Genomic DNA, 14,511 nt, shown 5'->3' with positions numbered 1-14,511 from the left:
ACGCGGTATATGGCACCGGCTTTGCCGGTGTTCGCGGCCAAGGCCGCTCCCACAGGTACTGCATAAGCCTGAGGCCTGCGCGGTTCCTGTGGGAGCGGGCGTGCCCGCGAAGAATCCAGCGCGGTGGATGGCACCGGCTTTGCCGGTGTTCGCGGCCAAGGCCGCTCCCACAGGTACTGCATAAGCCTGAGGCCTGCGCGGTGGCGGTGCAGTCGACGTTACTTGATAAACCGCACCTGGCTGTTGATCTTCTCGATCACTGCCCCTTTGCGTTCGTTGAAGCGGGCCTTGTTCTGTTCGAACAGGTTGTTGCCCTTGGTATCGATCGAGATGATCAGCGGCCCGAACTCACGCACGCGGTTCACCCACAGTGTTTCAGGCATACCCAGGTCTTGCCATTCTGCCCGTTCGATCTCTTCCACCTGCGTTGCCGCCAGCACCGCACAGCCACCCGGGAATACCGCGTGAACGGCCTTATTCTCCAGGCACCCGGTGGTGGTTTCCGGGCCCATGCCGCCCTTGCCGACAATCAGCTTCACACCGGTCTGCTCGATGAACTGTTTTTCGAACTTTTCCATGCGCATGCTGGTGGTCGGGCCAATGGAAACCATCTCGAAGCTGCCGTCATCTTTCTTCCTGACGATAGGGCCGGCATGGAAAATGGCGCCGCCACGCAGGTCAACCGGCAGTTCGCGGCCAAGCTCGATGAGCCGGCGGTGTGCCACGTCGCGGCAGGTCACCAGTTGCCCGGTGAGGTAGACGACATCGCCCACGTTGAGGTTGGCCAGGTCTTCGTCGCTGATCGGGGTACTCAGGATCTTTTTCACAGTACTACCCCTTCATGGGAGAGGATGTCGTAGGTCAGGTCGGCGTTGATGCGGATCTTGCCGCGGCGGTGAGCCCAGCAACCGGTGGACACTGCCACGCCGATGGTGGAGGGGTGGCGGGCCGAGGACTCGATGTTCACGCCCATCACGCTGCTGTTGCCGGTCAGGCCCTGCGGGCCGATGCCGATTTCGTTCAGGCCTTCTTCCAACAGCTTTTCCATCATGGCCGCGCTTTCGTTGGGGTGGCTGGAGTCCACCTCACGCAGGATGGCCTTCTTCGACAGGCGTGCTGCGGTCTCCACCGAGGTCGATACGCCAACCCCCACCAGCAACGGGGGGCAGGCGTTGACCCCGCGCGAAGTGATCACATCGAAGACGAATTCGGTCACCCCTTCATAGCCTTGACCCGGCATCAGCACCTTGGCCGAACCTGGCAGGGTGCAGCCGCCACCGGCCATGTACACATCGACGATGCAGTGATCGGCATCGGGGATGATTTCCCAGTCCAGCCACGGGATTTTCGAGCCGGTGTTGGTGCCGGTGTTCTTCTCGATGAAGGTTTCCACCGCGTTGTGGCGCAGCGGCCCCTTGATGGTGGCTTCCTTGGTGGCGTTTTCGAGGATGCCCTCCATCTCACCCAGCAGCGGGAAGCGTGCGCCGGCAGAGACGAAGTACTGAATCACGCCCGTGTCCTGGCAGCTGGGGCGGTTGAGCTTGTCGGCGTATTCCTGGTTGTCGGCCATCGAGTCGTACACGGCGATGGCCAGCGGGTTGGTTTCGGCCGCACGTAACTTGGCGGTCTTTTCCTTCACGTCTCGGGGCAGGCGTTTGCCGATATAGGCGGTGAACTTGGCCATCACGTCAGTCAGCGATGACACGGCGGTTTCTTTGTCCATGATTAGTTCCTCACTGCATTTCAAAGTGGGTGCTTTTTGCGGTTATCGAATGGTCAGGGCGGGGTTCGGCGGCTTGCGGTTCTGCCGGCAGTTGGCCGTCCAGGGCCTGGGCCATGCGCTGCTTGTCCAGCGCACCGACCCAGTTGGCGATGGCCACGGTGCCGACGGCGTTGCCAATGGTGTTGGTAATGGCCCGGGCCTCGGACATGAAACGGTCCACGCCCAACAGCAGCACCATGCCGGCCACCGGGATGTTGTCCATGGTCGCCAACGTGGCGGCCAGGGTGATGAAGCCCGAACCGGTCACACCTGCGGAGCCTTTGGAGGTGAGCAGCAGCACGCCGAGCACGATCAGTTGGTCCATCAGGGTCAACGGCGTGTTCGTGGCCTGGGCGATGAAGATGGCGGCCATGGTGTAGTAGATGCACTGGCCGTCCGGGTTGAAGGTAAGGCCCGAGGGGATCACCAGGCCGACCACCGGTTTGGACACGCCGACCTTTTCCAGCTTGTTCATCAGTTGCGGCACCACCGACTCGGATGAGCTGGTACCCAGTACCGTGAAAAGTTCATCCTTGAGGTACTTGAGGAACTTCCACAGGTTGAAGCCCGACAACCTGGCAATGGCGCCCAGCACGATCACCACGAACAGGAAGCAGGTCAGGTACATGGTCGCCATCAGCTTGCCCAGCGAAACGATCGAACCCAGGCCGTATTTGCCCACGGTGAAAGCCATGGCCCCGCAGGCGGCCAGCGGGGCCACGCGCATGATCATGCCGACGATGAAGAACATGCCGTGGGAGAACGCTTCCAGCACATCCACCATTGGCTTGCCGCGTGGGCCCAGGTGGGAAAGGGCGATGCCGAACAGCGTGGAGAACAGCAGGATCGGCAGGATCTCGTTCTTGGCGAAGGCATCAGTCACGCTGCCGGGTATCACATGCAGCAGGAAGTCGATAAAGCCGCCGCTGTTGCCTGCCGCAGCAGCGGTGTAGGTGGAAATGCTCTTGGCATCGAGGGTGGCGGGGTCGACGTTCATGCCCTGGCCGGGCTGTACGATGTTGACCACTACCAGTCCCAGCACCAGGGCAAAGGTGGACAGCACTTCGAAGTAGATCAGCGCACGTACGCCGACGCGGCCAAGCTCTTTCATGTTTTCCATTTTGGCGATGCCCAGCACCACCGTGGCAAAGATGATGGGGGCGAAGACCATCTTGATCAGCTTGATGAAGGCGTCACCGATGGGCTTCAAGTCTGCGCCAACCTGGGGCCAGAACACCCCGATCAGCACCCCGAGGGTTACCCCGATCAATACCTGTACGTAAAGCTTGCCGAACAATCGCTTGGCCATTGCCGTCTCCGAATTATTGTTGTGAGTCGGATTTATCTGGCGGCCGGGCTGATCGTGGGTGCAGGTCACACCTGGCCTTGGCGGCCGAAGAGCCCAGCGTTTTTGTGGTTAATCACGCCGGGCAAAAGGTAATGGTTTTTCTAAAATGCTGTAATACAATGAAATTCAACTCATTGTTTCCCTCAGGTTAATTATGAATTCGGTATCGGAGCTGGCGTTTTTCACCCAGCTGATCAGGGTGGGCAGCCTGGCGGGCACCGCGCGTGAACTGAACCTGACGCCGCCTGCGGTTTCCAAACGCCTGGCGCAGCTGGAGCAGCGCCTGGGCGTACGCCTGCTCAACCGCACCACGCGCAGCATCAGCCTGACCGCCGAAGGCGAGACCTACCTGGTGAATGCCCGGCGAATACTGGGTGAAATCGAGGAAATGGAGCGGCAGGTGTCCAGCAGCCGTGCCGAGCCGAAGGGCCTGTTGCGGGTCAATGCGCCGTTGGGGTTCGGGCGTACCCATGTAGGGCCGGCAGTTTCATCGTTTGCCAAACGCTTCCCGGAGGTGGAGGTGCAATTGCACCTGACCGACCGGCCCATCGCGCTGCCGAACGATGCCATCGATGTGGCCATCCGCTTCGGTGAACTGCCCGACTCGCGGCTGATCGCCCGCAAGATTGCCGCCAACCGCCGTCGGTTGTGTGCAGCCCCCGGCTATCTGGAGGCTCACGGCACCCCGCAATTCCCCAAAGACCTGGCCAGCCACAACTGCATCGTGTTGCGTCAGAACGATGCCGCGTTTGGCATCTGGCGGCTCAGCCGTGGCAAGCTGAGCGAGTCGGTGAAGGTGCATGGCAGCCTCAGCACCAACGACGGCGAGGTGGCCCTGAACTGGGCGCTGGACGGGCAGGGTATTCTGCTGCGGGCCGAGTGGAACCTGGCCGATCACCTGCGCAGCGGGCGTCTGGTGGAGGTGTTGGGCGACTACCACACGCCGCCCGCGGATATTTATGCGGTGTACCTGGAGCGCTTGAACCTGTCGGCGAAGGTGTCGTGCTTTGTCGAGCACTTGCGGGCGTTCTTCAGCCAGGGCGACAGCCAGGCGACGTGGCAGTAGCGTTGCTGCCGCCTTCTTTTTGGTGGCAACTGTCTTGCACAAAACCTGCAGCTGGCGCAATCACTGTGGGAGCGGGCAAGCCCGCGAAGCAGGCTGTGCGGAGGATGGCACGGGCTTCGCCCGTGTTCGCGGGCACGCCCGCTCCCACAGTGATTGCGCCGGCTTCAGGTATGGTGAAAGACAGTCAGTTGCTACTACCAGCGATACGTCAGGTCGGCGGTTACGGTACGCCCCGTTCCCAACAGGCAGGCCACCGTGGCGAAGCAGCCGGCCACGTAGTATTTGTCGGTCAGGTTCTTCACGTTGAGTTGCGCCGACAACCCTTGCAGGCTGTTGTTGGCCTTGCCGAAGTCATAAGACAGCATGGCGTCGACCAAGGTGTAGCCCGGCACTTCGAAGGTGTTCTGCGCGTCGCCATAGGTAGCACCGGTGTAGCGCACGCCCAGGCCGCCGCCCAGCCCGGCCAGTGGCCCGCCTTGCAGGGTGTAGTCGACCCACAGCGAGGCCAGGTGGCGCGGCACACGTACCGGCGCATTGCCCTTGTTGCTGACACCCAGCGCATTCGGGTTGTCCTTGGTCACCTCGATATCGTTGTAGGTGTACGCCGTGATCAGGTTAAGCCCCGGCAGCGGTTTGGCCACGGCTTCCACCTCGACCCCGCGTGAGGTCACTTCACCCTGCTGTACGCTGAAACCCGGGTGATCGACATCGGTGGTGGCCACGTTCTGCCGGCGCAGGTCAAAGGCCGCTACCGTGATGTAGTTTTCGCTGCCGGGTGGCTGGTACTTGATGCCCACTTCATATTGCTTGGCGGTTTCCGGCTCGAAAGGGGAGCCGTCGAAGCTGTTGCCGGCAGCCAGCTTGAACGACTCGCTGTAGCTCACGTAGGGGAACAGGCCCATGTCGAAGCTGTAGCCGAACGAGGCGCGCGCGGTGGTGGCCTCGTCGGTGATCACCTGGTGGCTGCCGAGGATGCGGTTGGTGCTGTCCTGGCGCGCCCAGTCGTGGCGCACGCCAAGGGTGGCGACCCAGTTGTCGAGGTGCAGTTGGTCTTGCAGGTACAACCCGACCTGGCGGTCGTCACGGGCAGTGGACAGCAGCGAGGTATAGCGCGAAGTGTCGATCTGCACGCCGCGCACCGGGTTGTAGATGTTGATCGACGGCGCGTCGCCGTGCCGCACGTCCTGGTTGCGGTGGCCGCGCAGGTAGTCGGCCCCCAGCAGTACGTCATGGCGTACAGGGCCGGTGCTGACGTTGGCCAGCAGCTGGTTGTCCAGGGTGTAGTTGTCGCTTTCGTAGTCACGCAGTTCGTAGTAACGGGCCAGGGTGTTGCCATTGATTACGCCACTGTTGCGGAACAACTGGTCCTGGTAACCGTGCATGTGGCTGTAACGGAAGTTCTGCCGGAAGCTGAAGGTATCGTTGACGCGGTGGCTCAGCTCGTAGCCCAGGTTGTTCATTTCTGATTGCTCGCGGTCGAAGCCCGGCTCGTTCAGCGAGCGGTGGCGGGGCACGCGGCCGTTGGGGTTGGAGCCGTCGAACAACGAGTAGGCCATGTTCGAGGTGAACAGGTTGGTGTTTTTCTGGTACGACGCCAGCAGGGTCAGGCTGGTGTCTTCGTTGGGAGCCCAGGTCAGGCTGGGTGCAACGTACTGGCGGTCGTCCTTGATACCGTCGATTTCGTTGTCGGCATCGCGGCCGAGCATCACCAGGCGGTAGGCCAGGGTGCCTTGGCTGTCGAGCAGGTCGCCGACATCCAGGCTCAGTTGCTGGCGGTCGTGGTTGCCCAGTGACAGGCCCACTTCACGGTGGGCGGCGAACAGTGGCTTTTTCGAGACCAGGTTGAGCATGCCGCCGGGCTCACCCTGGCCGTAAATCACCGAGGCTGGCCCTTTGAGTACCTCAATGCGCTCCAGGCCAAAGGGCTCGGGGGCATAGTAGCCGGTGTTGTTGTTGCGCAGGCCGTCGGTGTAGGCATCGCTGTTGATCTGCTGGAAGCCGCGCACCATCAAGGTGTTGTCGGTGGGGTTGTTGCCAGACACGTTGGTGTGCACGCCAGCGGTGTAGCTCAGGGCTTCGGTAATGGTCTGCGCACCCTGGGCCTTGATTCGGTCGCGCGTTATCACCGATACCGAAGCCGGGGTTTCCAGCAGCGCGCTGTCGGTCTTGCTGGCACTGCTGGCACGCGTGGCCAGGTAGCCGTCCACGGCACCGTAGGCACTGTCGCGGCGGGCGTCGACGCTGGTCGGCGCCAGTTGCAGGCCTGCGCCTTGTGCCGCAGGTTGCAGGCGGTACTGGCGTTCTCCCGTGGGCACGGCGACCAGGCCACTGCCTTGCAACATGCGCTCAAGCGCCTGCTCAGGGGTGTAGTCACCTTGCAGCGGGTTGCTGGCCTTGCCTTGGCTGAGCGCGCCGTCGCCGACGATGTAGATACCGGCCGCACTGGCCAGGCGGTTGAGTTGCTGGGTCAGCGGGCCGGTGGGCAGGTCGTAGCGGCGCGTGGTTTCGTCGGCCATCACGGCGGTGGCAGCGAGCAACGGCATGGCCAGCAACAGGGGGCGCAAGGTGAAGGGGAGCAGGGGCATGGGTGTTCCTTGTGGGGGCAGATGAAGCTGGGTGTTCATCTGCTAATCCGAACGAGCGCGGCAAATCCGGAACACCCCCGTGAAAAAAAGTGCGCGTTCAGCGCGGCTCGATGCTGTACCACCAAGGCAAGGTCCTGCGCACCCTGATCGGCAATGCACTCTCAAGCATGGCCAAGGTACGTTCCGGGTCGTCGGCCGGGAAGCTGCCCATCACCCGCAGCGCCTGTACTTGCGGGTCGACACCCAAATGACCGGGCAGGTAGGCACGCAGCTGTTCGACAAATTCGCCAAGGCTGATGTCGCTGGCCAACAACCGACCCTCGCGCCAGGCCTGGCGTGATTGGTCTACCGCACGCGGCGCTTGCGCAGCTTGACGGTCGAAGTCCGACTGCCAGCCGGCAGCCACTACCAGGCTGTCGGTGCCCTCTGCAGGGTGCAGGCGCACCGCACCGTCGAACACGCTCAGGCGTGCGCACTGGTCGCGCTGCCACACGCTGAAACGGGTGCCCAGTGCTTGCAGCCGGCCCTGGCGAGTGTCGATCACGAATGGACGGCTGTCGTGGGCGGTTTCTATCAGCACTTCGCCGGCCAGCAGTTCCAGCCGGCGCAGGCTGGGGCGGTAGTCGATGTTCAAGGCGGTCGAGCCGTTCAGCCACAACAGGCCGCCGTCCGGCAGGCGCAGGCTTCGCACTTCACCCGTGGCGGTGCGCTGGTCGGCGCTGAGCACCAACAGCTGTTGCCGGGCGGCAGGTACACGCCAGCCAGCCAAGGCCAGCAGGCCGCCGCCGCACAGCAAGCCAAGCAGGCCCACGGCTCGCCGGCGGTCGAGGTCGGCACGGCGCACGCTGCCCAATGCCTGTAGCGAAGCATCAGCTTGCAGCTTTAGCGGGGTAAAGCGCTGGCTGATGCGTTCCACATGGGCCCACGCTACCTGGTTTGTGCTTGCGGCGCCCAGCCATTGTTGCCAGCGCAGCTGCAACTGCTGGTCCTGCGGGGCGGCGAGCAACTGCGCATACCAGTTCGCGGCGGCCTGCAAGGTGGCGTGGTCCGGGCGCTCGCTGGCAGTCATGGCAGGTCCAGTTCCAGCAACAGGCACTGGTACATCGCCTGGGCCATGTACTTGGTCACGCTGCGCTCGGACACCTTCAGGTGCTGGGCGATTTCCCGATAACCCAGGCCCTGTACCTGCGCCAGCAAAAAGGCCTGGCAGACCTTCTCCGGCAAGCGCGCAAGCATCCCTTGCACCTGCTCCAGTGCTTCGAACACCAGCGCGCGCTCTTCTTCGCTCGGCGCCATTGGTTCAGGCAGGGCAGCCAGGGCTTCAAGCCAGGCCTGCTGCAAGTGCTGGCGGCCCCAGAAGTCGATGCACAGGTGACGGGTGACGGTGCTCAGGTAGGCCCGTGCATGTTGTTCGGTCTGAAACTGCTGAGGCTTGCTCAGCAGGCGCACGAACACGTCATGGGCCAGGTCGGCGGCATCGCTGGCGTTGCCCAGGCGCTTGTGCAGCCAACCGCGAATCCAGCCGTGGTGGGCGGTGTAGTAGGTGTGGACTTGCTGGCTGTAGGCGGGGTCGAGGCGCGACATCGGGCATCCTTTCGCTGTGCGACAAGGTCTCATATGAGAATTTTTCGCAATAGTAGGGCAGGGATGATAGCCACGGCAACGGCTTGAATAGGGCGGCATACGTTTTGAGCCTGAATCACGCGCGCTGGTACACACTTGGTGGTCATACCTTGCTTGGCATCATGCTCCATCAGGCCTTTTCACATGGCCTTGAAGAAACGACTGTACAACGTATTTTGAATCAAATACGATGCAATTATGCATTTTTCATGAAAAGTGCATTGTATATGGTGCAAATTATATGGATGAATTAGGCAAACTGATCAAGACGCTGCGTAAAGATGCCGGGCTTTCCCAAGCCCAACTCGCGCAACGGCACGGCATGAGTCGTGCGACCATTTCGGGGATCGAGAACAATTCGATCCCCGAAGTCGGCATTCGCAAGGTTGCAGCGATCCTGGAGGGTTTGGGATACGAACTGACGGCCACGCCCAAGCGCCGACGTAGAACGCTTGATGAACTGAAGGCCGGGGGTATCCATGATCAGATCGAGTGATCGTTTGTACGTCGGCGCAGGCGACGCCACTGTCGGCACTCTAGGGCGCAGTGGCGAGAACCCGCGTGATACGGTCTTCACTTACAATCCATCGGCTGGCGAAGCACAAGCCGTCTCCGTGACCATGCCAACCCGCCTGGAGAGCTACAAGTGGGAGTACGGAATACACCCCTTGTTCGAGATGAACCTTCCCGAAGGGCACCTCAAGGAAGAGCTGATGCGGCGGTTCAGCAAGTCGGTGCGCGGTTTTGACGATTTCGCCTTGCTGGGCATTGTCGGCCCGCACCAACTGGGTCGGATCAGCATCGCCCAGCATGCTGGTGACGACCCCATTCCAGGCATGGATCTGTCCGGCTTGCTGGTTCACGACGGTGCGAACGACCTGTTTGCCGAGCTTTTGAGCACTTACGCTGCCTACTCAGGCGTATCAGGTGTTCAGCCCAAGGTGCTGGTGCGGGATATCGATGTTGGCGCCCCGGATGTTGATCGGGTCACCCATCGTGGTGCCACACACCTGGTAAAAGCGTTCAACGAATCCGAATTCCCTCAGTTGGCGGCCAACGAGTATTTCTGCATGCGGGCGGCATTGCATTGCGGCCTGGAAGTACCTGAATTCCAGCTTAGTCAGCAGGGCAGGTTTCTGGTTGTCCGACGCTTCGATATCGGCGACAACGCCTACCTTGGCTTTGAGGACATGTGCGTGCTTTCGGGGTGGGGTACTCGCAAGAAGTACGATGGCAGCTACCAAGGCTGTGCGCAGTTGATCAAACTTTATGTCACGCCTGGTCGGGTACCTCGTGCGCTGGAGGACTTCTTCACCCTGGTTGCATTGTGCGCCGGTATCCAGAACGGCGATGCACACTTGAAGAATTTCGGCCTGCTCTACGAGAACTGTGCCGATGACGCCGATATCTGGCTCGCGCCCGCGTATGACCTGGTGACCACGACGGTGTACAGCAACCAAGACATCATGGGGCTGCTGCTGGGCGGGTCGAAAGCGTGGCCCAAGCGCAAGATGCTGGTGCAGTTCGGGCGCACCGCGTGCAACCTGACGCAAGCGCGCTGCGAGGAGTTGCTCAACAAAGTGGAAGTCGGCATGAACCGTGCGATGGCGGAGCTTGCAGATTATCGCGATAGCCATCCGGCGTTTGAGCGTGTAGGGGAGAAGATGGCTGCGGCGTGGAACTTGGGGTTGAGCAGAAGTATTGTTGCCTAGGTGACCTCCAGACCCTGCAAAGCAGGCTCACTGCCTCGCAGGTTGTGTTTCCAGTCTGCTGCGCAAAGCAATTGCGAAATCCGATGAGACTCAGGTTAAATGAGAGTCATTATTAAATAACGCCCTCATCGGTTCTACCATGCCCAGCGCTGACACTTCCCTGCAAAAAGCGGTACACACGCTTTACGAGGACCATCATTCCTGGTTGTGCGGCTGGCTGCGCAGCAAGCTCGGCTGCATGGACCATGCGGCTGACCTGGCCCAGGACACCTTCATACGGGTGCTGACCCTGCGCAAGGCGGCGGAACTGCGCCAGCCACGGGCGTATTTGAGCAGTGTGGCCCGCAGCCTGATGATCGACATGTTTCGCCGTCGCGCCCTGGAGCAGGCATACCTGGAAACCCTCGCGGCCCGGCCCGAGTGTGTGGAGGTCTCGCCCGAAGCGCGCCTGCTGATCATCGAGACCCTGCTGGAAATTGATCGCCTACTCGATGGCCTGGGTACACGTACCCGCGAAATCTTCCTGATGGCCCAGCTCGATGGCTTGAGTTATGTCGAAATCGCGCAGCGCCTGGATGTTTCGCTGACCACTGTAAAGAAGCATGCAGTGCGTGCCCTGACCCATTGCCTGATGCTGGCCGAGGCGTGAACGGTGGCGGGTACGGAACCGTTGGACCGCAACACGCTGGAGGCTGCCGCGCACTGGTACGTGGAGTTGCGCTGCGAGCCCGATGCAGCCACGCGAGCAGCACATCAGCGCTGGTTGCTGAGTGACCCGCGGCACGTGCAGGCCTGGGAGCGCCTGGCTCGCTTGCAGGGCAAGCTGGCGCAGGTGACGCCCGGTATCGCACGGCCGACGTTAAGCAGTGCCAGGGCCAAACGACGCGAAGTGCTCAAGGTGCTGTCGGTACTGTTGGTGGCGGGCGGGGCAGGTGGGGCGGTATTGCGTGATAGTGGCGTTGCACGGCTGATGGCCGACGTGCGCACGGGCGTTGGCGAGCAGCGCTCGTTGCGGCTGGATGACGGTAGCCAATTGCAATTGAACACCGACACCGCGGTAGATATTCGCTACGGTGCCGAGTGGCGCGCGCTTGAATTGCTGAAAGGGGAGATCCTGGTGCAGACCGCAGCGGACGAGTTGTCCCGCCCATTCATCGTGCACACCCGGCAGGGCAGCATCCGCGCACTGGGCACGCGTTTCACCGTGCGCAGCGACAACGACCTGACGCGGGTTTGCGTGCTGGAGCATGCGGTGGAGGTGCGCCGTGCACGGGCCATGGCGGCTGTGCGGGTAGACGCCGGACAACAGCTGGTATTCAGCGTCGGGGAAATGGGCAACGTCAGACCGATAGCGGCGATGGCGGATGCCTGGGCCCGGCAGATGTTGATCGTGGATGACTGGCGCCTGGCCGATGTTGTCGGCGAGCTGCAGCGGTATCGGCCCGGGTACCTGGGCTGTGATGCGGCGGTGGGCGGGTTGCGAGTGTCCGGGGCGTTTCACTTGGGCGATATCGATATTGTCCTGGAAAACCTCACCGCCACGCTGCCTGTGCGCATTCGTCGCTTCAGCCGGTACTGGACCCGTGTCGAGGCTGCCTGAAGCCCAATGCCAGCCAGTTAAGCCATATGGGCAGCCATTGGGGCTGCTTTGCAGCCCATCGCCGGCAAGCCAGCTCCCACAGGGACCGCGAAAAACTTGAGGGCTATGCTGTACCTGTGGGAGCCCGGCTTGCCGGCGATGGGCCGCAAAGCGGCCCCAGCGGCTTAGCTGACTGGCATCGGCCTGAAGCCCGTCGAATTTTTTTCGCAGAGGGGTTATCGATTGCGGTTCTCGTTCGACTTGTAGGTAGACGCGCACCAAGCGCACTGAAAAAACTGCCGCAGGGCGAAAGGAAACCGCATGCTCGCTGTCAACGATTGCAACCGCACCCTACCGATCAACTCGACCAAAACCAGGCTGGCACGCGCAGTGTTCAGTATGGCACTGGCATCACCGCTGGTGGCGGTGGTGGCCGCCAGCCCTGCCATTGCCCAAAGTCAGGCTGAAGCCTCGTTCGATATTGCCGCCGGCCCACTGGCTTCGGCGCTCACGCAGTTTGCTTCGGCAGCGGGGGTGACGGTGTCATTCGAGCCGTCATCGGTACAGGCGTTGCAATCGCCCGGACTGCATGGCTACTACAGCGCCGATGCCGGCCTGCGCCGGTTACTGGCAGGTAACCGGTTGCAGGTAGTCAGGCAGGCCAATGGCAGCTACTCGCTGCTGCCAATGGTCGGCGACGACTCGACCTTGCAGCTTGATACCACCAGCGTAACCGGTGCGGCCGTGGAGTCTGCCTATGGGCCGGTGAGTGGCTACGTGGCCAGCCGCAGTGCCACCGGAACCAAGACTGATACGCCCATCCTGGAGATTCCCCAGGCCATCAACGTGATCACCTCCGACCAGGTGCAAGCCCAGGGCGCGCGTAACCTGACCCAGGCGCTGCGCTACACCCCGGGCCTGTCTACCGGCGGCTTTACCGACCGCAACAGCATCGCCGACGAAATCACCAGCCGTGGTTTTGCTCCAACCCCGTTGTACCTGGACGGTGCCTACATTCCATACGCTGGGAGCCTGGGTGGCGCGCCGCAGATCGACCCCTACACGCTGGAGCGTATCGAGGTGCTCAAAGGCCCCTCGTCTGTTTTGTACGGGCAAAACCAGCCGGGTGGGCTGATCAACATGGTCTCCAAGCGCCCGACCCGCGAGCAGCGCAGCCAGGTCAAGCTTGGCGCCGGCAGCTACAACCGCGTCAATGGCGCCTTTGATACCAGCGGCCCGCTGGATGAGCAAAAGGCCTTCACCTATCGCCTGGTTGGCGTTGCCGACAAAGGCAACGAAATGGTCGCTCACACGCACAGCGAGCGCTTGTTGCTGGCGCCAAGCCTGACCTGGGCGCCGAACGAGGACACGTCGCTGACGTTGCTGGCGCAAGTGCAGCGCGATGATGGCCTGGCCGACTATCAATCGCTGCCGATGATCGGCTCGCTCAAGCGTGGCCCGACGGGTCAGAAAATCGACCGCGACTTCTTCTCGGGCGATTCACACTACAACGACTACAAGCGCGACCAGTACGTGCTGGGTTACGACTTCAACCACCGTTTCAGCGATGACCTGGCCTGGCGCTCAACGGCGCGGTACACCGATGTGCGCGACCGCTACAAGGGCTTTTACCTGCGCAGCTTCGTGACAGATGGCGATGTGGTCGACTACACCCGCGCCAACCGGGTCAAGCTTGACTGGCGCCAGCACAACATCGCCTACACCGTCGATAACAACCTGGAGTACACCTTCAACACGGGCGCACTGCGCCACACCTTGCTGGCCGGCGCTGACTACCGGCACTTCACGCGCAAGTACGATGGCTACAATGCCTACAACGTGTTGCCAGTCGACCTCTACGGCAAGAACAACTACCCCACCGGCAACGTGACCCCGGTGCTGGATACCCGTTGGGACAACACCGTGCGCCAGACCGGCGTCTACGTGCAGGACCAGATCAAGCTGGACAACTGGATCCTGACGGTAGGCGGGCGCCAGGACTGGGCTGAAATCGACAACAAGGATCTGCTGGCGCACAGCATTGCCTCGCAGCGCGACAACAAGTTCACAGGGCGCATCGGCCTGACCTATGTCACCGAGTTCGGCCTGGCGCCGTATGTCAGCTATTCCCAGTCGTTCTTGCCCACCTTGGGCACGGCAGCGCCCGAGCGCGGCGGCAAGGCGTTCGAGCCAACCGAGGGTGAGCAATACGAAGTGGGCCTGAAATACCAGCCGGTCGAAGGCACCCTGTTCACGGCCTCTGTGTTCCAGGTGAAGCAGAAGAACGTGCTGACCGGTGATACCGAGTACCCGCAGTATCAATCGCAAAATGGCGAGGTGCGCTCGCGTGGGGTGGAGCTGGAACTCAAATCCAGCATCGAGAATGTCGATGTACTGGCCGCTGCCACCTACATCGACTCGTTCTACACCAAGAGCACCTACGGCGACCAGGGCAACCGCAACGAGTCGCAGGCCCCTGTGTCGGCCACCTTGTGGGTGGATTACCACTTTACCCAGGCCGTGCTCAATGGCCTGTCCTTCGGCGCCGGTGCCCGGTACACCGGCCGTAAGCCGGGTAACTCGGCCAACACCTTCGATGTACCGGCCTTTGCCGTGTATGACGCTACCGTCAGCTATGACCTGGGCAAGCTCGACCCAAGCCTGCGTGGCCTGCAGGCCAGTGTGAATGTGCAGAACATTTTCGACCGCGAGTATGTATCGGACTGCAACTACGCGTTTGGCTGCTATTACGGGCAGGAGCGGGTAGCGTCGGTAGAGATGACCTACGACTGGTGATCAAGCCCCCACGCCACGCGTTATACTCCGCGCCATTTTG

12 protein-coding genes are annotated in these 14,511 nt (G+C 61.8%); 6 read left to right on the top strand and 6 right to left on the bottom strand.

Annotated features, from left to right (window positions below; translation table 11 throughout):
• Positions 1-218: 218 nt before the first annotated feature.
• The 3 genes from ttdB to ACFY9W_RS26905 are packed head-to-tail and all read right to left on the bottom strand — an operon-like array spanning position 219 to position 3,071.
• Positions 219-827: a L(+)-tartrate dehydratase subunit beta gene (gene ttdB, locus ACFY9W_RS26915; RefSeq protein WP_003259286.1), complete on the bottom strand. Its 609-nt coding sequence runs from the start codon at positions 825-827 to the stop codon at positions 219-221.
• Positions 824-1,723: a L(+)-tartrate dehydratase subunit alpha gene (ttdA, locus tag ACFY9W_RS26910; RefSeq protein ID WP_391137223.1), complete on the bottom strand. Its 900-nt coding sequence runs from the start codon at positions 1,721-1,723 to the stop codon at positions 824-826. Before ttdA ends, ttdB begins: the two co-directional genes overlap by 4 nt.
• Positions 1,724-1,733: 10 nt before the next feature.
• Positions 1,734-3,071: a C4-dicarboxylate transporter DctA gene (locus tag ACFY9W_RS26905; RefSeq protein WP_391137220.1), complete on the bottom strand. Its 1,338-nt coding sequence runs from the start codon at positions 3,069-3,071 to the stop codon at positions 1,734-1,736.
• Between the two features lie 193 nt (positions 3,072-3,264).
• On the opposite strand from ACFY9W_RS26905, the gene ACFY9W_RS26900 reads away from it, so the two are divergent.
• Positions 3,265-4,176: a LysR substrate-binding domain-containing protein gene (locus ACFY9W_RS26900; RefSeq protein ID WP_391137217.1), complete on the top strand. Its 912-nt coding sequence runs from the start codon at positions 3,265-3,267 to the stop codon at positions 4,174-4,176.
• A 194-nt stretch (positions 4,177-4,370) separates the two neighbouring features.
• On the opposite strand, the gene ACFY9W_RS26895 is transcribed toward ACFY9W_RS26900, so the two are convergent.
• The 3 genes from ACFY9W_RS26895 to ACFY9W_RS26885 all read right to left on the bottom strand — a co-directional run bounded on the left by ACFY9W_RS26895 (position 4,371) and on the right by ACFY9W_RS26885 (position 8,345).
• Positions 4,371-6,761 carry a TonB-dependent siderophore receptor gene (locus tag ACFY9W_RS26895; RefSeq protein ID WP_391137213.1) on the bottom strand — a complete coding sequence of 797 codons (2,391 nt, stop codon included), beginning with the start codon at positions 6,759-6,761 and terminating at the stop codon, positions 4,371-4,373.
• A gap of 97 nt (positions 6,762-6,858) precedes the next feature.
• The gene (locus ACFY9W_RS26890; protein ID WP_391137210.1) at positions 6,859-7,830 is read right to left on the bottom strand and encodes a FecR domain-containing protein; all 972 of its coding nucleotides are present in this window, start codon (positions 7,828-7,830) and stop codon (positions 6,859-6,861) included.
• Positions 7,827-8,345 (bottom strand): sigma-70 family RNA polymerase sigma factor, encoded by a 519-nt coding sequence (locus ACFY9W_RS26885; protein ID WP_391137207.1) that lies wholly within the window; start codon positions 8,343-8,345, stop codon positions 7,827-7,829. The genes ACFY9W_RS26890 and ACFY9W_RS26885 overlap by 4 nt, the downstream gene beginning before the upstream one ends.
• A 280-nt stretch (positions 8,346-8,625) precedes the next feature.
• Between ACFY9W_RS26885 and ACFY9W_RS26880 the strand changes: the two genes are divergently transcribed.
• The 5 genes from ACFY9W_RS26880 to ACFY9W_RS26860 all read left to right on the top strand — a co-directional run bounded on the left by ACFY9W_RS26880 (position 8,626) and on the right by ACFY9W_RS26860 (position 14,471).
• The gene (locus tag ACFY9W_RS26880; RefSeq protein WP_391137204.1) at positions 8,626-8,880 is read left to right on the top strand and encodes a helix-turn-helix domain-containing protein; all 255 of its coding nucleotides are present in this window, start codon (positions 8,626-8,628) and stop codon (positions 8,878-8,880) included.
• Positions 8,864-10,096 (top strand): HipA domain-containing protein, encoded by a 1,233-nt coding sequence (locus ACFY9W_RS26875; protein WP_391137201.1) that lies wholly within the window; start codon positions 8,864-8,866, stop codon positions 10,094-10,096. Before ACFY9W_RS26880 ends, ACFY9W_RS26875 begins: the two co-directional genes overlap by 17 nt.
• A gap of 139 nt (positions 10,097-10,235) precedes the next feature.
• Positions 10,236-10,745, top strand: a complete 510-nt coding sequence (locus ACFY9W_RS26870; protein ID WP_391137198.1) for a sigma-70 family RNA polymerase sigma factor — start codon at positions 10,236-10,238, stop codon at positions 10,743-10,745.
• Positions 10,746-10,748: 3 nt separating this feature from the next.
• Entirely contained in the window at positions 10,749-11,696 is a 948-nt protein-coding gene (locus tag ACFY9W_RS26865; protein WP_391137195.1) for a FecR domain-containing protein, read from the top strand.
• A 300-nt stretch (positions 11,697-11,996) separates the two neighbouring features.
• Entirely contained in the window at positions 11,997-14,471 is a 2,475-nt protein-coding gene (locus ACFY9W_RS26860; protein ID WP_391137192.1) for a TonB-dependent siderophore receptor, read from the top strand.
• Positions 14,472-14,511: the final 40 nt, after the last annotated feature.

This window comes from Pseudomonas sp. NPDC008258 (assembly GCF_042956345.1).
Taxonomy (GTDB): domain Bacteria; phylum Pseudomonadota; class Gammaproteobacteria; order Pseudomonadales; family Pseudomonadaceae; genus Aquipseudomonas.
This window is presented reverse-complemented; position numbering and strand designations above follow the sequence as displayed.